Annotated in this window: 17 protein-coding genes and 2 tRNA genes; 14 read left to right on the plus strand and 5 right to left on the minus strand. The window is 60.1% G+C overall.

Features of this window, described 5'->3' with window-relative positions; genetic code table 11:
• Positions 1 to 63 precede the first annotated feature (63 nt).
• The 4 genes from QVF59_RS17440 to fdhD form a co-directional block, all read right to left on the minus strand.
• Positions 64 to 140, minus strand: a tRNA-Arg gene (locus QVF59_RS17440).
• Positions 141 to 146: 6 nt separating this feature from the next.
• Positions 147 to 240, minus strand: a tRNA-Ser gene (locus tag QVF59_RS17445).
• A gap of 59 nt (positions 241 to 299) precedes the next feature.
• Entirely contained in the window at positions 300 to 1526 is a 1227-nt protein-coding gene (locus QVF59_RS17450) for an aspartate kinase (RefSeq protein WP_159879270.1), read from the minus strand.
• A 201-nt stretch (positions 1527 to 1727) separates the two neighbouring features.
• Positions 1728 to 2591, minus strand: coding sequence for a formate dehydrogenase accessory sulfurtransferase FdhD (gene fdhD, locus QVF59_RS17455; RefSeq protein WP_287881467.1), 864 nt, complete (start codon positions 2589 to 2591; stop codon positions 1728 to 1730).
• 155 nt (positions 2592 to 2746) lie between these two features.
• Here fdhD and fdnG point away from each other — a divergent pair, with 155 nt between their 5' ends.
• The 13 genes from fdnG (at position 2747) to QVF59_RS17520 (ending at position 16899) form a co-directional block, all read left to right on the plus strand.
• On the plus strand, positions 2747 to 5803 hold the full coding sequence (gene fdnG, locus QVF59_RS17460) for a formate dehydrogenase-N subunit alpha (RefSeq protein ID WP_287881468.1): 3057 nt from the start codon (positions 2747 to 2749) through the stop codon (positions 5801 to 5803).
• Between the two features lie 8 nt (positions 5804 to 5811).
• Positions 5812 to 6687, plus strand: a complete 876-nt coding sequence (gene fdxH / locus QVF59_RS17465; protein ID WP_287881469.1) for a formate dehydrogenase subunit beta — start codon at positions 5812 to 5814, stop codon at positions 6685 to 6687.
• Complete coding sequence (locus QVF59_RS17470; RefSeq protein ID WP_159879278.1) at positions 6684 to 7313, plus strand: formate dehydrogenase subunit gamma; 630 nt, start codon at positions 6684 to 6686, stop codon at positions 7311 to 7313. Before fdxH ends, QVF59_RS17470 begins: the two co-directional genes overlap by 4 nt.
• On the plus strand, positions 7310 to 8230 hold the full coding sequence (gene fdhE / locus QVF59_RS17475) for a formate dehydrogenase accessory protein FdhE (RefSeq protein WP_287881470.1): 921 nt from the start codon (positions 7310 to 7312) through the stop codon (positions 8228 to 8230). Before QVF59_RS17470 ends, fdhE begins: the two co-directional genes overlap by 4 nt.
• Before the next feature lie 243 nt (positions 8231 to 8473).
• Positions 8474 to 8842: a response regulator gene (locus tag QVF59_RS17480; RefSeq protein ID WP_159879282.1), complete on the plus strand. Its 369-nt coding sequence runs from the start codon at positions 8474 to 8476 to the stop codon at positions 8840 to 8842.
• A 6-nt stretch (positions 8843 to 8848) separates the two neighbouring features.
• Positions 8849 to 9139: an STAS domain-containing protein gene (locus QVF59_RS17485; RefSeq protein WP_287881471.1), complete on the plus strand. Its 291-nt coding sequence runs from the start codon at positions 8849 to 8851 to the stop codon at positions 9137 to 9139.
• A complete protein-coding gene (locus QVF59_RS17490; protein WP_287881472.1) occupies positions 9129 to 11276 on the plus strand; it encodes a chemotaxis protein CheA in 2148 nt (715 codons plus the stop codon). Before QVF59_RS17485 ends, QVF59_RS17490 begins: the two co-directional genes overlap by 11 nt.
• The gene (locus QVF59_RS17495) at positions 11273 to 12919 is read left to right on the plus strand and encodes a methyl-accepting chemotaxis protein (RefSeq protein WP_287881473.1); all 1647 of its coding nucleotides are present in this window, start codon (positions 11273 to 11275) and stop codon (positions 12917 to 12919) included. The genes QVF59_RS17490 and QVF59_RS17495 overlap by 4 nt, the downstream gene beginning before the upstream one ends.
• A gap of 10 nt (positions 12920 to 12929) precedes the next feature.
• Positions 12930 to 13514 carry a chemotaxis protein CheW gene (locus QVF59_RS17500; RefSeq protein WP_287881474.1) on the plus strand — a complete coding sequence of 195 codons (585 nt, stop codon included), beginning with the start codon at positions 12930 to 12932 and terminating at the stop codon, positions 13512 to 13514.
• A complete protein-coding gene (locus tag QVF59_RS17505; protein ID WP_205677451.1) occupies positions 13507 to 14016 on the plus strand; it encodes a chemotaxis protein CheW in 510 nt (169 codons plus the stop codon). The genes QVF59_RS17500 and QVF59_RS17505 overlap by 8 nt, the downstream gene beginning before the upstream one ends.
• A 74-nt stretch (positions 14017 to 14090) precedes the next feature.
• Positions 14091 to 14615 (plus strand): chemotaxis protein CheD, encoded by a 525-nt coding sequence (locus QVF59_RS17510; protein WP_159879294.1) that lies wholly within the window; start codon positions 14091 to 14093, stop codon positions 14613 to 14615.
• Positions 14612 to 15673 (plus strand): protein-glutamate methylesterase/protein-glutamine glutaminase, encoded by a 1062-nt coding sequence (locus QVF59_RS17515; protein ID WP_159879296.1) that lies wholly within the window; start codon positions 14612 to 14614, stop codon positions 15671 to 15673. Before QVF59_RS17510 ends, QVF59_RS17515 begins: the two co-directional genes overlap by 4 nt.
• A 14-nt stretch (positions 15674 to 15687) precedes the next feature.
• Positions 15688 to 16899 carry an EAL domain-containing response regulator gene (locus QVF59_RS17520; RefSeq protein ID WP_287881475.1) on the plus strand — a complete coding sequence of 404 codons (1212 nt, stop codon included), beginning with the start codon at positions 15688 to 15690 and terminating at the stop codon, positions 16897 to 16899.
• Between the two features lie 41 nt (positions 16900 to 16940).
• Here QVF59_RS17520 and QVF59_RS17525 read toward each other — a convergent pair whose 3' ends face one another.
• Positions 16941 to 17933, minus strand: coding sequence for a serine/threonine protein kinase (locus QVF59_RS17525; protein ID WP_287881476.1), 993 nt, complete (start codon positions 17931 to 17933; stop codon positions 16941 to 16943).
• Positions 17934 to 18029: 96 nt separating this feature from the next.
• Here QVF59_RS17525 and QVF59_RS17530 point away from each other — a divergent pair, with 96 nt between their 5' ends.
• Positions 18030 to 18257, plus strand: coding sequence for a hypothetical protein (locus QVF59_RS17530; protein ID WP_287881477.1), 228 nt, complete (start codon positions 18030 to 18032; stop codon positions 18255 to 18257).
• Positions 18258 to 18339: the final 82 nt, after the last annotated feature.

Here is an 18339-nt window from a genome sequence, read left to right on the forward strand (position 1 = left end):
GGAATCGAACCCCGGCTACCGCCGTGAAAGGGCGGTGTTCTAACCGCTAAACTATAGGGACTTTGGTGCACCCGGAGCGATTCGAACGCCCGACCCTTTGGTTCGTAGCCAAATACTCTATCCAACTGAGCTACGGGTGCAGATTCTGGCGGAGAAAGAGGGATTCGAACCCTCGATACAGGTTTAAGCCCGTATGCTTCCTTAGCAGGGAAGTGCCTTCGACCACTCGGCCATTTCTCCGTTCAGAGAGCGCCATATTAAGCAAGCAGGCGCCCTCTGTCAAGCATTTGCGTAAAAAATTACGCCGGCTGATCCAGACCGAATACCTTGTGCAACACGCGCACGCCCAGCTCCAGGTATTTCTCGTCCACCAGTACCGATACCTTGATTTCGGAAGTGGAGATCATCTGGATGTTGATGCCCTCTTCAGCCAGGGTACGGAACATGGTGGAAGCCACGCCACAGTGCGAACGCATGCCCACGCCGACGATGGAGATCTTGGCCACTTTTTCGTCGGCGTCGATCTTGGCAGCGCCAATATGGGTTTGCACTTCGCGCAGGATGTCCATGGTGCGGTGGAATTCACCACGCGGCACGGTGAAGGAGAAGTCGGTGGTTCCGTTCTCGCCCACGTTCTGGATGATCATGTCGACTTCGATGTTGGCATCAGCAATCGGGCCCAGGATCTGGTAGGCGATACCCGGTTTGTCCGGCACGCCTTTCACATTGATGCGAGCTTCATTACGGTCAAATGCAATGCCTGCAACGACGGCCTTTTCCATGTTTTCATCTTCCTCGAACGTAATCAGCGTGCCTTCCCCTTCATCCTCGAAGCTGGACAGTACACGCAGACGTACCTTGTATTTCCCGGCGAACTCTACCGAACGGATCTGCAATACCTTGGAACCCAGCGACGCCATCTCGATCATCTCCTCGAAGGTGATGGTCTTGAGACGACGGGCATCGGGCACCACGCGCGGGTCGGTGGTGTATACACCGTCCACGTCGGTATAGATCTGACATTCATCCGCTTTCAGCGCGGCAGCCAGTGCCACGGCGGAAGTGTCGGAACCACCACGCCCCAGCGTGGTGATGTTGCCGTTTTCATCCACGCCCTGGAAGCCGGCCACGACCACTACCGAACCGGCAGCAAGGTCTGTCCGCATGGCGGCTTCGTCGATGGATTGAATGCGGGCCTTGTTGTGGGCGTCGTCGGTAGTGACGCGCACCTGCCAGCCACAGTAGCTCTTGGCATTAACGCCGGCGTCCTTGAGCGCCATGGCCAACAGGCCGATGGTGACTTGCTCGCCGGTGGAAATGATCACATCCAGCTCGCGCGGGTCCGGATAAGCCTGGATCTCTTTGGCAAGGGCAATCAGTCGGTTGGTTTCGCCACTCATGGCAGATACCACTACCACGACATCATGTCCCTGCGCTTTCCATTTGGCGACACGGCGGGCCACGTTCTTGATGCGCTCCGGAGAGCCCATCGAGGTACCGCCGTACTTTTGTACGATGAGTGCCATGCTTGCTTCTTATATAGAAAGGTTGATATGTCGGACTTCGATTCTGACCCGATCTTTGCCACAAAAGCAAGGCCATTGTTCGACAATGCCCACCGCCCTTTGCGCAATGCAACAAAAGCGGTCCCCTGCCCGGCCGGATTATTGGGAATGAATACTGCCGGAGCACCAGATCCAGCGCATCAGCCCATGGGACGTGGCCGCTCAGGCATCTTCTGTTAACAGGCGCAGCGGATGGGTGTAGACATTCACCCGGCCGGGCCGGGCAAAACCCAGCAAGGTAAGGCCGTATTGCTCGGCCATTTGTACCGCCAGCGCGGTGGGTGCCGCCACCGCCACCAGGATTTCAATCCCGGCCGCGGCGGCCTTTTGCACCATTTCATAACTGGCGCGGCTGGTCACCAGCGCCACACCCGCCCCCCAGTCAGCTAGCGCACGGCAGCCAATCAGCTTGTCCAGCGCCACGTGCCTCCCCACGTCCTCGCACACTTGCAATAACTGTCCATCCAGCGTCAGCCAGGCCGCAGCGTGGGCACAGCCGGTAGCCTGCGACAGCACCTGTTGCACCGGCAGGCTCTCCAGCGCCTGATTCAAGGCAGGCAAGGCCAGGCGCACGCTGTGCGGCAGGGCTGGCAGCGGGCGGAATACTTCGGCCAGTTGCTCCACTCCGCACAGGCCGCAGCCGGTGCGCCCGGCCAGTTGCCGCCGTCTTTCCTTGAGTGCGGCAAAGCAGGCGCTAGCCAGCTCGACATGGATTTCAATCCCGCTGGCAACTTCTCGCACTTCGATGTCGTAAATGTCAGCCACCGTGCGGGCAATACCTTCGGCCAGGGTAAAGCCGCGGGCAAACGCTTCCAGTTGCTGCGGGCTGACCATCATCACCACATGTGCCAGCCCGTTGTAGACCAGGGCCGCCGGCACTTCGCAGGCCAGCACGTCCGGCCCGCCCTGCAGGGTCATGCCATCCCGCCATTGCCAGCGTTGCACCTGTTGTTGCACCGGATAGTGGGTATTTGGCGCTGTCGGCAGCTGATTTAAATCTTCAATGGGTGGATTGACATTGGCCATTTGAGCTTATGCAATTTGCTGACGATAATGCATGAAGGCTACAACCGTCTGATGGGTCAGGCCAGTCCTTATTGTCGTGAGTACATGGGGGCTGGACAGGCCGGATGACCTCCCTGAGCCGATCATTTCTTTCTTGTTCAACAAGGAGTCCCTCCATGCAGGTCAATCGGCGACAGTTTTTCAAGCTGTGCGCTGGGGGTATGGCAGGTTCTACGATTGCAACACTGGGCCTCTTGCCGGAAAAGGCAATGGCGGATGTACGCAGCTACAAGCTGATGCGTGCCAGTGAAACCCGCAACACCTGTCCTTACTGCTCGGTAGGCTGTGGCATTCTCATGTACGGCCTGGGCGATGGCGCCAAGAACGCCAAGTCCGAAATTTTCCATATCGAAGGCGACCCGGATCACCCGGTCAACCGTGGTGCGCTCTGTCCCAAAGGTGCCGGTCTAGTGGATTTCATCCACAGCCCGAACCGCCTGAAACACCCGGAAGTACGGGAAGCGGGCAGTAATGAATGGAAGCGCATCAGCTGGGATGAAGCGTTTGCACGCATCGCCAAGCACATCAAGCAGGACCGCGACGCCAATTTCATGGCCAAGAACGCGGATGGCGTGACGGTGAACCGCTGGCTGTCCACCGGTTTTCTGGCCGCTTCGGCCTCCAGCAATGAAGCTGGCTGGCTGACCCACAAATTTACTCGCAGCCTGGGCATGCTGGCTGTCGACAATCAGGCGCGTGTATGACACGGACCAACGGTGGCAAGTCTTGCCCCAACATTTGGTCGCGGTGCCATGACAAACCATTGGGTCGACATCAAGAACGCCAATCTGATCGTGGTGATGGGTGGCAATGCCGCCGAAGCACACCCGGTTGGCTTCCGCTGGGCCATTGAGGCCAAGACCCGCAACAAGGCCAAGCTGCTGGTCATCGACCCGCGCTTTACCCGTACTGCCTCGGTGGCAGACTTCTACGCGCCCATCCGCACCGGCACGGACATTACCCTGTTGTCCGGCGTGATCCGCTATTTGCTGGAAACCGGCAAATACAACAAGGAATACACGCTCGCCTACACCAATGCGGCACTGCTGGTACACCCGGACTTCACCTTTGAAGACGGCCTGTTCAGCGGCTATGACGCGGAAAAACGCAAGTATGACAAATCCACCTGGGCCTACCAGCTGGATGAGAAGGGCATGGCCAAACGCGACGACACGCTGAGTGACCCGCGCTGTGTCATCAACCTGCTCAAACAGCATGTGTCGCGCTACACCGCCGACGTGGTGGCCAATATCTGCGGCACACCCAAGGAAGCCTTCCAGGCCATTTGCGAGCATCTGGCAGAAACCAGCGCACCGGACAAGACCACCTCCTTCCTGTATGCACTGGGCTGGACCCAGCATTCCATTGGTGCGCAAAACATCCGTACCATGGCGATGATCCAGCTGTTGCTGGGCAATATGGGCATGGCCGGTGGCGGCATCAATGCGCTGCGCGGGCACTCCAATATCCAGGGTCTGACCGACCTCGGCCTGCTGTCCACCAGCCTGCCGGGTTACATGACCATGCCGTCGGAAAAAGAAGCAACGCTGGACAGTTATCTGGCCAAGTACACCAGCAAGCCGCTGGCAGACGGCCAGATGAACTACTGGCAGAACTACCCCAAGTTCTTTGTCTCCTTCATGAAGTCCATGTGGGGCGACAAGGCCACGGCGGACAACAACTGGGGCTATGACTGGCTGCCCAAGTGGGACAAGGGCTACGACGTGCTGCAGTACTTCGAGCTGATGCACCAGGGCAAGGTGAATGGCTACTTCTGCCAGGGCTTCAACCCGGTGGCGTCCTTCCCCAACAAGAACAAGATCGTGGCCTCGCTGTCGCGACTCAAGTTCCTGGTGATCATGGACCCGCTGGTGACGGAAACCTCCACCTTCTGGCAGAACCACGGTGAGCAGAACGACGTCGATCCGGCCAAGATCCAGACCGAAGTGTTCCGCCTGCCCACCACCTGTTTTGCCGAGGAAGACGGCTCCATCGTCAACTCCGGTCGCTGGCTGCAATGGCACTGGAAGGGAGCGGAAGGCCCCGGCGAAGCCATGACCGACCCGCAAATCCTGGCGGGTATCTTCCTGAAGATCAAGGCCATGTATGCCAAGGATGGCGGTGCCTTCCCGGATGCCATCAACAGCCTGGCCTGGGCTTATGGCGACCCGCACGAGCCCAAGCCGGAAGAGTTGGCCAAGGAGCTGAACGGCAAGGCGCTGGCTGATCTGCCCGATCCGAAAAACCCCGGCCAGTTCCTGGCGAAAAAGGGCGAGCTATTGCCTGGTTTCGCCCTGTTGCAGGCCGATGGCAGCACCGCCTCCGGGTGCTGGATTTTTGCCGGTAGCTGGACCCAGGCCGGCAACCAGATGGCACGGCGCGACAACAGCGACCCGTCCGGCCTTGGCAACACCCTGGGCTGGGCCTGGGCGTGGCCGGCCAACCGCCGCATCCTGTACAACCGTGCATCCTGCAAACCGGATGGCACGCCATGGGACAAGAAACGCACGCTGATCAAGTGGAATGGCGAAAAGTGGGTGGGCATCGACGTGCCGGACTTCAAGATCGACGAGCCGCCTGGCAGCCCCATGTCTCCCTTCATCATGCAGCCGGAAGGGCTGGGACGCCTGTTTGCGCTGGACAAGATGGCTGAAGGGCCGTTCCCGGAGCATTACGAGCCGTTCGAGACGCCGCTTGGCACCAACCCGCTGCATCCCAAGGTGGTGTCCAACCCGGCAGCCCGCCTGTTCAAGGACGACAAGGCCGAGCTGGGCCAGCATCAGCAGTTCCCCTATGCGGCCACCACTTATCGCCTGACCGAGCACTTCCATTACTGGACCAAGCATGCGCGGCTGAACGCCATCATGCAGCCGGAACAGTTTGTGGAAATCGGCGAGGAACTGGCCAGGGAGAAAGGCATTGCGCATGGCGACATGGTGAAAGTGTCGTCCAAGCGCGGCTATATCAAGGCCAAGGCGGTGGTGACCAAGCGCATCAAGGCACTGAAGGTGAACGGCCAGCTGGTCCACCATGTCGGCGTGCCCATCCACTGGGGCTTCGAGGGCCTCACCAAGAAAGGCTTTATCGCCAACACGCTGACGCCGTTTGTCGGGGATGCCAATACCCAGACGCCGGAGTTCAAGTCCTTCCTCGTCAACGTTGAGAAAGCATAGGAGCGACCATGTCACTGCAATCGCAAGATATCCTGCGCCGCTCCGCCAGCCCCACCCAGCCGCCGATTGCGCGCGAGCACAAGGCGGAAGTGGCCAAGCTGATCGACGTGTCCACCTGCATTGGCTGCAAGGCCTGTCAGGTGGCCTGTTCGGAGTGGAATGACCTGCGCGACGAAGTGGGCAGCAATGTCGGGGTGTACGACAACCCGGCCGACCTGTCCGCCGAAAGCTGGACGGTGATGCGCTACAGCGAAGTGGAGCAGAACGGCAAGCTGGAATGGCTGATCCGCAAGGACGGCTGCATGCACTGTACCGACCCCGGCTGCCTGAAAGCCTGCCCCTCACCCGGTGCCATCATCCAGTACGCCAACGGCATCGTGGACTTCCAGTCCGAGCACTGCATCGGCTGCGGCTACTGCATTTCCGGCTGTCCCTTCAATGTGCCGCGCATCAACCAGAAGGACAACAAGGCCTACAAGTGCACCTTGTGTTCCGACCGGGTAAGCGTGGGACAGGAGCCGGCCTGTGTGAAAACCTGTCCCACCGGTGCCATCCGCTTTGGCAGCAAGGAGGACATGAAGGAATACGCACAGGAACGGGTGGACGAGCTGAAAACCCGTGGTTATGCCAATGCAGGGCTGTACGATCCGCAAGGCGTGGGCGGCACCCATGTGATGTATGTGCTGCACCATGCCGATCAGCCCGAGCTGTACCACGGACTGAAGAAGGATCCGCAGATCAGCCCGGTGGTCAGCCTGTGGAAGGGCATACTCAAGCCGCTGTCCACCATCGGCCTGGCCGCTTCGGTGCTGTTCGGCTTCTTCCACTACATCGGCGTCGGCCCCAACAAGGCCGAAGATGACGAAGAGGAGGACAAGCCATGAGCAAGGAAAAGCTGATCAAGCGCTATAGCGCGGCGGAACGCATCAACCACTGGATCGTGGCGCTGTGTTTCCTGTTGCTGGCCATCTCCGGCCTGGCCTTTTTCTACCCGGCCTTCTTCTGGCTCACCGGGGTATTCGGCACACCGCAGCTGGCGCGCATCGTGCACCCATTCGTGGGCGTGATGATGTTTGTCGGCTTTGCCCGCCAGTTTTTCCGTTACTGGCATCACAATTTCATCGACCAGGAAGACATCAAGTGGATGAAATCGGTGAAATCGGTGCTGGCAGGCCATGAAGTCGGCGACATCGGCAAGTACAACGGCGGTCAGAAAGGCATGTTCTGGCTGATGACAGGTTGCCTGCTGGTATTGATTTGCACCGGCGTCATCATCTGGCGACCCTACTTTGCCTATTACTTCCCCATCGAGCTGATCCGCGTGGCCCTGCTGCTGCATGCCTGGAGTGCGCTGGCGCTGATTGCCGGCATCATCGTGCATGTGTACGCCGCCATCTGGGTGCGCGGCACCATCCGCGCCATGGTGGAAGGTGTGGTCACCCATGCCTGGGCCAAGAAGCACCATCCGCGCTGGTACCGTGAAATGACTGGAGACAAGCACAAGCCATGAGCATACGCATTGTTCCGGTCGAGCAATTGGCCGAACGTCAGGCAGCCAGCCTGGACATCACCCCGCTGCTGCTGCCGCAGCCGGCCACGCTGTATCGTCAGCGCGCGGCCCGGCTGCAGCAGTTGGCGGCGGGGCATGTCATGGCCGATTACCTGCAACTGGCCAGCCGCATTGCCCAGGCACAACACCAGCTGGTGCACAGCCAACCGGTGTTACTGCCCGAGCGGGAGGACTATTTCCAGCAGTGTGCCGAACACGGCCTGCCGCCCCTGGGTGCCATGGCCTGGCAACGTGACGCACAGTGGCAGCAGGTGCTGCTTGCCCTGTGTGCACAGCTGGTGGACGGTGCCAGTCCGGTGCTGGCCGGCGTGCTCAACACGCTGGCTGACAGTCCTCCGGCACGGCTGGAAGCAGCCGCCCAGAAGCTGTTGTCGGGGGATCTGGCAGCAGTGGACAGTGCCCAAGCCCCCTTCATCTGGGCGGCCTTGTCGGTGTACTTCAGCCAGTTGGCCAGCCAGTTGAAGGTGGCTGCCGTGGCCGAACCGGGCGATGCGCGTCACCTGTGCCCGGTATGTGCCAGTGCGCCGGTGGCCAGCGTGGTACGCCAGGGTAATGAGGCCGGTCTGCGCTATCTGCACTGCAGCCTGTGCGAAAGCGAGTGGCATCTGGTGCGCGCCAAGTGCAGCAACTGCGAGGCAACGCGCGACATCGGCTACTGGTCGCTGGAAAACGTCCATGCAGCCGTACGTGGCGAATCCTGTGGCGACTGCGGCAGCTATCTGAAAATCCTGTCGCTGGACAAGGACCAGCAGGCCGAAGCCGTGGCCGACGACCTGGCCAGCCTGGCGCTAGATGCCGCACTGGAGGAACAGGGATTTGCCCGCAGCGGACTCAATCCACTGCTGTTTCCCGGCTAACCCTCCCCCTGCCCGCACACTCAACCGGCCTACTGGCCGGTTTTTTATTACCTGCACCCTGCTGGAATACGGTGCTAGCCGTTTGCATTCAATCCGGTCAGCAACTAGAAAACAAGAACAACAAGCAGATGTTGTGATGACAAAAAACGGCTGCCAAGGCCGGATAAATCACCGTCAGGCCGCAATCCGGCTGGTGCAGTGACAAACCTGCACATGGGCGGCAAGCACGACGAGGGGAAGGGCATGAGCAAGACCATACTGATTGTCGACGATTCGACCAGCCTGCGTCTGGTGGTAAAGATGACGCTGGAAGGTGCCGGACATCATGTCATCCAGGCCGCTGATGGCCAGCAGGCCATGGCCATGCTGGATGGCCGTCAGATCGACCTGGTTCTCACCGACCTCAACATGCCCGTGCTCGGCGGTTTCGGCCTGCTGGACAGCATCCGCCAGCACCCTGTCTACGGACATACCCCCGTCGTCATCCTGACCACACAGGATGCGTCACACCTGCAGCAACTGGGACAGCAAAAAGGCGGCTGCAGCTGGATCGTCAAGCCATTCGAACCCACTCACCTGCTGGCTGTCGTTGCCCGGCTCACCCAGGGCTGAGGTTTTATGCCGTATCTGCTCACTCTGACAGCCGAACAGACCATCTACCAGGCCCCGGCACTACAGCAACAACTGGCCGAGGCGCTGCGCCAGCATCCGGACCTGCTACTGGATCTGTCCCAAGTCAGCGAAATAGACTGTGCCGGCGTACAGGTACTGCTATGGCTGCAAGCCGTAATGGAAAAACAGGGCCACCGCCTGCGACTGTTTCAGCCCAGCCAGGCAGTCAGCAACTTCCTCCGGCTGATGGGTTTTACTCAGTTGCAAGCCTGTATGGAGGGCAACGATGAATCTTGAACAGGCCATGCAATCCTTCCTGCAGGAATCTGCAGAACTGCTGGAGGAAATGGAAAGCATTCTGCTGGATGCCGAAGCGGACAGTATCACCGCCGAGCAGCTAGGGGCTCTGTTTCGCTGCATGCACACCATCAAGGGCTCAGCCGGACTGTTCGGGCTGGAAGACATCGTCCACTTCAGCCATCAGGCAGAAAACCTGCTGGATCAGTTTCGTGATGGCAAGCTGCAACTGGATGCAGAACTGAGCGGCCTGCTGCTGCGCAGCCACGACCATGTCAAGGCACAGCTGGCTGCCGTGGAAGCAGGCCAGCCCCTGCCAGACGGCGAGGAGGCCGCCATCCTTGCCGAGATTGCCCTGCGCCTGCAAGCGGACACCGCCTCAAGCCCGCAACCGGCTACCGCCGAAACAGCCGAGCAAGCGCCGCCTGGCGACTGGCTGCTGACCCTGCGCTTTGGCCCGGATGTGCTGCGTAATGGCATGGACCCGGCATCCTTCATCCGCTATCTGGCCACGCTGGGAGAAATCCGCAGCATTGCCAGTTACAGCTGCAATTTGCCCGCCGACGACAGCTTTGACCCCGAGTGTAATTACCTGCGGCTGGAACTGCAGTTTTGCGGTGCCGTGGATGCGGAACAACTAGACAGCGTATTCGCCTTTGCCAGCGAGGGCAGCCAGTTCATCATCAGCCCGCAAGCACAACTGGAACAACATCTGCAGCAGGCATTGCAACTGGGAGATGCAGCCGAGCGGCAACGCGCCAGCCAGCTATGGCAGCAATGGGGGCGATGGCCACAGCAGGCGGCAGGCAGGTCAGACCCACCGGATCTGACCGCCCCTACGACACCGCTGCTTGTCACACCGGCAGATGGCGAGGGAAAAGCCACCCGGCAGGGCGAAAGCCGCTTCATCAAGGTGGAGGCCGGCAAGCTGGATAGCCTGATCAACCTGGTTGGCGAACTGGTGATTGCCGGGGCTGCCACCAGCCTGTTGGCCCGCAGCCATGGCAACGGCCCGCTACTGGAATCCACCGCCATCCTGTCGGGCCTGATCGAGCAGATTCGCGGCCAGACCCTGGCAATGCGCATGGTTCCCATCGGAGAAACCTTCAGCCGCTTTGGCCGCGTGGTGCACGATGTCAGCCATGCCCTGGGCAAGGAAATCCGCCTGCAAATCAGCGGTGCCGACACCGAACTGGACAAATCGATGGTGGATAAGCTGGCAGACCCGCTCACCCACCTGGTGCGCAATGCCATTGATCACGGTATCGAGGACGTGGCACAGCGCCGCGTAGCCGGCAAGCCGGATGCAGGTCGGGTCTGGCTGGATGCCTATCACGAATCCGGCAGCGTCGTGATAGAAGTAGCCGATGATGGCGGCGGGCTGAGCAAACAGCGCATTCTGGCCAAGGCCAGGCAACGTGGCATTCTTGCCGGCGATAACCCGCCGACTGAGCAGGACGTGTTCCGGCTGATATTTGAAGCAGGCTTCTCCACCGCAGCACAGGTCAGCAACCTGTCTGGCCGTGGTGTCGGGCTGGATGTGGTGAAAAAAAATATCGAGCAACTGCGGGGCACGGTAGAAGTGGAAAGCGAAGAAGGCCTGGGCACGACCTTCCGGCTGCGCTTGCCACTGACGCTTGCCATCATCGATGGCTTTCTGGTGACGGTGGGCAGCGCCACCTTTGTCCTGCCGCTGGACACCGTGGTGGAATGCCTGGCCTTGCCCGAGACTCAGGAAGCCAGTAGCGCAATCGGTCGCTTCAGCCTGCGCGGCGAGGTGCTGCCCTTGCTTGAGCTGCGGCGCTTTCTGGAACTGGATGGCCAGCCCGGCCCGCGCCGGAACGTGGTGATCATCCAGACCGGTGACTGCAAGGTCGGCCTGGTGGTGGATGCGCTGAACGGCGAGTTCCAGACTGTCATCAAACCCTTGAGCCCGCTGTTCCGCCACCTCAAGGCCATTAGCGGCTCCACCATTCTGGGCAATGGCGAAGTCGCCCTCATCCTGGATGTGCTGGCACTTACCCAGCACGCCCGCGCACAAGAACACATGCAATACCTGGCAGGCCAGGGAGCAGCCGTGACGCTGCCAGACAACTGGCCATACCATGACAACAGGCAACCGGGGAAACCAATATGAAAGATTCTGCACCCATGAGCATCACCATGCGGCTGAGCCTGGGCTTTGGCAGCATATTGCTGCTCTTGTTGCTCTGCGTCAGCGTAGCCCTGTACAGCTTTGACAACACCGGCAGGATGCTGGATGACATGCGTATCAATGACCGAGATGCCACGCGTGTTTCCATCCTGATCGAGCAGGCTCAGGAGCTAAGAGTGATGTATCGCAACATCATCATTTATCCAGACCTGCACGCCATCAACATGGCCATCCAGAAATACAACGAAGGCCACCAACGCTATCTGGACGGCGAGCAAGCGATGATGCGCGACATGTTGGCCGAGCCAGCCCTCACCCAGCATGAAAAAGATTTGCTGGGCCAACTGCACAAAACCCGCCCACCGGCTTTAGCACTGATGGATAAATCGGTAGCCCAAGCGGCAATCAACGAAAAAGAGGCTGCCATCCGTATCATGCAACTAGAAGTCACACCGGCCATGGAACAGCTGATGGAAACCTTGCGCCAGTTGTACGACACCGAACTGCGACTGAACGAGCAAGCCCGCCAGCAGAACGAGCAGGATATCCAGAAGGCCTACCACACCATGCTGCTGCTATCTGCCAGCGCACTGCTGTTGGGCAGCCTGCTGGCCGGCCTGATCATCCGCTCGCTGCGACGGACCATAGGTGGTGAGCCGCATGCCGTCGCACAGATCATGCAGCAACTGGCAGCCGGACATCTGAATGGCCAGCTGCCGCTGCGCAAGGGCGACAACAGCAGCATGATGCATTCGGTGGCACGCACGGTCAGCACCCTGACCGGCATCATGGTGGAAGTGAAAAACGGTGCCACCAACCTGGCCTCGGCCGCCCAGCAGCTGAATGCCACCTCGCAGTCACTATCCCAGTCGGCCAGCGAATCCGCTGCCGGCATCGAGGAAACCACCTCGGCGATCGAAGAGATGTCGGCGGCCATCAACCAGACCAATGACAATGCCCGCATTACCGAAGGCATTGCCGAGCAGGCGGCCCGTGAAGCGACCGAGGGCGGTGAAGCCGTGCGCCTGACCACCACCGCCATGCGCCAGATTGCCGATCGCATCGGCATCATCGATGACATTGCCTACCAAACCAATCTGCTGGCGCTGAATGCCGCCATCGAAGCCGCGCGGGCCGGGGAGCATGGCAAGGGCTTCGCCGTGGTGGCTGCCGAAGTACGCAAACTGGCAGAACGCAGCCAGGTGGCTGCCCAGGAAATCAGCCAGGTGGCAACCGGCAGCGTGGGGCTGGCCGAACACGCCGGCAAACTGCTGGGAGAAATGGTGCGCTCCAGTGGCCGTACCGCAGATCTGGTACAGGAAATCGCCGCGGCATCCAGCGAGCAAGCCAGCGCTGTCAACCAGATCAGCAGTGCCGTGCAACAGCAGAACGGTAGCACCCAGCAAAACGCGTCGGTGAGTGAAGAGCTTGCTTCCACGGCAGAACAGATGACCAGTCAGGCGGAGAGCCTGCTGGCGCTGATGAACTACTTCTGCCTCAGCGATGGCCCATCCGGCATCCCATCCGTTCCGCATGAGCATCCGGCTCCGCAGACAGGCCAGTCTCCCCCGCTGCGACGTATCGGCGGCAATCATGCCGATGATTCCGACTTCATCCGCTACTAGGCAGAACCGCATGGGCACACATGCACACTGGCGCAAACAGGCTGATGCGCGACAGCCGGACCCGTCTGTCCCGGCGGCAGCGCAGCGGCAATACCTGCGCTTCAGAACCGGAGAGCGACAGATGGGCATCACGCTGGATGCCATCCGCGAACTGCTGGAATACCAGCCGCTGACCACCCTACCCCGCATGTCACCCCTGCTTGCCGGCGTACTTAACCTACGTGGCAACGGAGTGCCAGTGCTCAACCTTGCCCATTGCCTGGGCTTGCCGGCCAGCCCGCAGCAACGCCGCAGCTGCATCATCATCCTGCAGCTGGCAACAGCAGCACCTGCCAGTGATATCGGCATTCTGGTCGACGAAGTACATGCGGTGGAAGATATTGCCAACGACGCCATCGAAGCGCCTCCGCAACTGGGCAAGCTGCTGCCGCCCGGCCTGCTGGCTGGCATGGTTCGCGAAGCACAGGGCTTTACCCTGCTGCTGGATGCCGGGCAATTGCTGACGCCTGATGTGCTGTCGCAGCTGTGCCAGTCGGCGGCAACTGCAGTCACTGCTGCGCCCGACAGCCCATTGCCGGGAGACAAGCATGACTGAGTCAGCCGGACAGTATCTGCGCTTCCAGCTGGGTGCGGAAACCTTTGCCTGCAACATCCTGCAGATCAGGGAAATCCTGGAATACCACCGCCCAACCACCGTGCCACAGATGCCGGCATTCGTGCATGGCGTAATGAACCTGCGTGGCAGCGTGGTGCCGGTCATCGATCTCGCACAGCGGCTGGGCCGCCCGGCCGGCAAGGTACTGCGCCGCAGCTGCATCGTCATCCTGCAGGCAGGCTCGCTGACACAGCCACAGCCGGTCGGCATGCTGGTCGATGCCGTACATGAAGTCATCAGCCTCAACAGCATCGACATCATGCCGCCACCGCCATTCGGCAATCAGCTGCGCACCGACTTCATTGCCGGTCTGGCCTGCCATGAGCACCATTGCCTGATGCTGTTGCAGATGGACAAGGTGATGTCGCTGGACGAAATGGCCGCACTGGCCAACCCTGCCGTGATGCAGATTCAGGCGGACAGCAGCAGTGTGTTGAACTAGATTGGGATTAGCAGCTACTTGCAACCATTTTGCCTGCCTGGTGCCTTTGCGCCGCAGCAATCCATAAAGACACCATGCATAGCGACGTACGCAAAGAGATTTTCCTGCACCCGGGTGAATGGAAATTCGCGGATCAGGAATACATCATCAGCACCTTGCTTGGGTCCTGTGTCTCCATCGTGATGTGGCATCCACAGCTGCTGCAAGGGGGCATGTGTCATTACCTGCTGGCGCGGCGCAACGAAAGCAGCGACACCTTGTCCGGCCGCTACGGTGACGAGGCCATGCTGCTGTTGCTGCGGGCGGCGCTGGCTTGTGGCAGGCCGCTGCGGGAGTTTCAAGTCAAGCTGCTGGGCGGTGCCACGGTACTGTCGCACCGGGAGGGGGAACGCAGCAGCAATGATGTGGCCGCCCGCAATGTCGAAATGGCGAGGCAACTGGCCCGACAGCTGGGACTGAATGTGCAGGCGGAGGATCTGGGTGGAAGCAGCCCCCGCATGGTGGTGTTTGACGTGCAATCCGGCGATGTCTGGGTGCGCCTGTCACAGGACGGTGACACGCAGGACAAGCTGTCGGCCAAAACAAGGAAAAAAGCATGAGCATCAAAGTCATGATCGTGGACGACTCCGCCGTGGTACGGCAGGTGCTGAGCGAAATCTTCAATGCCAGCAGCGGTATCGAGGTGATGGATGTGGCCACCGACCCCATTGTGGCCATGGAAAAAATGAAGCAGCAGTGGCCGGACGTGATCGTGCTGGATGTGGAAATGCCGCGCATGGACGGCATTACCTTCCTCAAACAGATCATGGCCAGCCGGCCCACGCCGGTGGTTATCTGCTCCTCGCTCACCCAGAAAGGGGCCGACATCAGCATGCAGGCCATGGCTGCCGGTGCTGTGGAAGTCATTGCCAAGCCGCATGCAGGCGTAAAACAGTTTCTGCAGGACAGCAACAACCTGCTGGTTCAGGCGGTAAAGGCCGCAGCGCTGGCCCGCATGAGCCGCATGCGCAGCCTGCCGCCCACTCCGCTGGAAACCCGCCCCAAGCTGTCGGCAGATGCCGTGCTGGCCGCACCGACAGGCCAGCAGATGTTCCAGACCACTGAACGCATCGTCACCATCGGCACCTCCACTGGTGGCACCCAGGCACTGGAAGCCATTCTGACCAAGCTGCCGCGCACCTGCCCGGGGCTGGCCATCGTGCAGCATATGCCAGAAAAATTCACCGCATCCTTTGCCGAACGCTTGGACCGGCTGTCGGAAATCGAAGTCAAGGAAGCCGCCAGTGGCGACCGCATCCTGCCGGGTCGGGCACTGATCGCCCCTGGCGGCAAGCACATGATGATCAAGCGCAGTGGTGCCTACTACCAAGTGGAAGTGGTGGACGGACCACTGGTCAGCCGCCACAAACCTTCGGTCGATGTGCTGTTCCGCTCCGCCGCCAAGTTTGCCGGGCGCAATGCACTGGGCATCATCATGACCGGCATGGGCGATGATGGTGCCAAGGGGCTGAAGGAAATGCACGATGCAGGAGCCAAGACCATCGCCCAGGATGAAGACAGCTGCGTGGTGTTCGGCATGCCCAAGGAAGCCATCAAGCTGGGGGCCGCTGACGAGGTAATGCCGCTGGACACCATTGCCAAGGCCATATGCCGCTGAAGGAGACCGACAGCATGCAGCTTGCCGACATGCAGGATGTGTTGATCGTGGAAGACAGCAACCTGCACCGACAACTGGCCAGCGAAATCTGCCAGCAACTGGGTTTTTCCAGTGTCAGGCACGCGGCCAACGGCGAGGAAGGCATGGCCATGGCACGTGAACGCCTGCCGGATCTGATGCTGCTCGACCTGGAAATGCCGCGCATGGACGGCGTGCAGGTGATGCAGCAACTGGCGGCGGAAAAGCTTGCCCCGCACATCGTGCTGACATCAGGCAAGGACTACATGCTCATTTCCACACTGGAGCTGATGGGGGCGGGTCTGGGTCTGCAGGTACTGGGCGGCCTGAAAAAACCGCTGAATAAAAACCAGCTGCTGGATTTGCTGCAGCGGCTATACCCCCAGGCAGGAAAAAACGGAGAAACCTGCCCGCTATACGACCCGGCCAGCGTGCGTCAGGCGCTGGAGCTAGGCCAGATCATCCCTTACTACCAGCCCAAGACCGACCTTAAAACCGGCCACATCAAGGGGGCGGAAATGCTGGCGCGCTGGCAGCATCCGGAATGCGGGCTGATTGCCCCGGCCCGTTTCATTCCGGTGATTGAACAGAACGACTGGGCTACCGAACTGACACTCAGCATGCTGGAACAGGGTTTGAGCCAATGGCAGGAGTGGGCGCGCCACGGTCTGCGCCTGCCATTGTCCATCAATCTTTCGGCCCGCTCCCTGCAGGGCAACAGCCTGATCACCGCCGTGGAAAGCCGGTTGCAACGCAGTCGGGTACCTGCCCGATACATTACTTTTGAGATTACCGAGACCGCCATTTCCGACAGCCTGACCGACGCCATCGGCATTGCCGCCCGCCTGCGGCTGGCCGGCATGGGGCTGTCGATTGATGACTTTGGTACCGGCTTTGCCACTTTCCAGCAACTCACCCGATTTCCCTTCACCGAACTGAAAATCGACCAGTCACTAGTTACTTCGATTGCCGACAAGCCTCATCTGCAGGCCATCACCGACAGCATCATCGAACTTGGCACCCGCATGAAACTATGTACGGTAGCCGAAGGCATAGAAACACAACAGGACCTGGACATCATGCAACAACACGGTTGCCAACTGGGACAGGGTTATTTCATTGCCCGGCCGATGGACGCCAGCCAGTTTCTGCCCTGGGCCAAACAACACCAGCCCGGCTTCAACCCGACACCACGCGCCGTCAACTAAGATCTGTTAACGCTTTTGCCATGCAGCAAGCTGATTGAAGCCTAGGGCAGTCGCCACAACGGTGGTTCATCCATCAGGGCAATCTGCTCACGCAGCGAGAGAATCTGCTCCTCCCAGAAGCGCGGCTGCGCAAACCAGGGAAACGCCACCGGGAATGCCGGATCATCCCAGCGCCGCGCCAGCCAGGCTGCGTAATGCAGCAAGCGCAGTGTGCGCAGACCTTCCAGCAGATAGAGCTCGCGCAGGTCGAAATCACAAAAGTCCTCGTAGCCAGCCAGCACATCGGCTAACTGGGCCGACTGCTCATCACGCGTGCCAGACAGCAACATCCACAAATCCTGCATTGCCGGGCCCATGCGGCTATCGTCGAAATCGACAAAATGCGGACCATCATCAGTCCACAGCATATTGCCGTTGTGGCAATCGCCATGCAGCCGCAGCTGCCGTACCGCACCGGCACGTTCAAAGCAGCGCCGCACACCATCCAGCGCCTGAGCGGCCACACCGCGATACACTTCGCGCAAATCAGCCGGCAGCACATTGCCGTCCAGCAGATAGGCAACCGACTCCTCTCCAAAGCTACGGATGTCCAGCGCGGGGCGGAACTGATACGGAAGGACCTGTCCCAGCGCGTGGATACGCCCCAGAAAACGGCCTATCCACTCCAGCGTGTTGCTGTCACCCAGCTCCGGTACCCGGCCACCACGACGGGCAAACAGGGCAAAGCGGAAACCCTGGTAGTGATGCAGGCTGGCATCGCCAAACAGCAAGGGCGGCACCACCGGGATTTCCCGCTCAGCCAGTTCCAGACTGAAAGCATGCTCCTCCATAATCTGCGCATCGCTCCAGCGACCGGAGCGGTAAAACTTGGCCACCAGTGGCGGACCATCCTCCATGCCCAACTGGTAGACACGGTTTTCATAGCTGTTGAGCACCAGCAGACTGCCGGAGGCGCGCAGCCCCAGACTTTCCACTGCATCCAGCAGAATATCCGGCGTCAGGCCGGCAAATGGGAGCATGGTTTCTTGAGTCATGGCGGCATTATACGTGCAGATCACACATCACTATCCATTGCTGTCCGCACTCGGCTAGTATCCACAATGGAAACACCCACTTCGCAGGAGAATGTCATGCACACCAGCGACTCGCGCCACGACAGCAAACTGCTGTCCCTGCCGGCTGATATTGCCGAAGCCACCTGGAACGGCTGGCAATGCATTGCCCACACCTTGCACCGCCAGCGTTGCGAACCCGCAACCAGCCGGCGTAGCCAGTTGCTGCACCTGCTGGGCTGGCTGGCCGGCAATCTGCTGCTGGTGGGCCTGCTCTACCTGCTCTATCGTTATTCCCGCTTCTGAAAACACATGTCATGCCGCTGAAAAACCTGTATGCCCGCCTGCCCTCGGTAGACCGGCTGCTCAACCATCCGCTGCTGGAAAA

This window comes from Aquitalea sp. (genome assembly GCF_030150775.1).
GTDB classification, from domain to species: Bacteria; Pseudomonadota; Gammaproteobacteria; order Burkholderiales; family Chromobacteriaceae; genus Aquitalea; species Aquitalea denitrificans.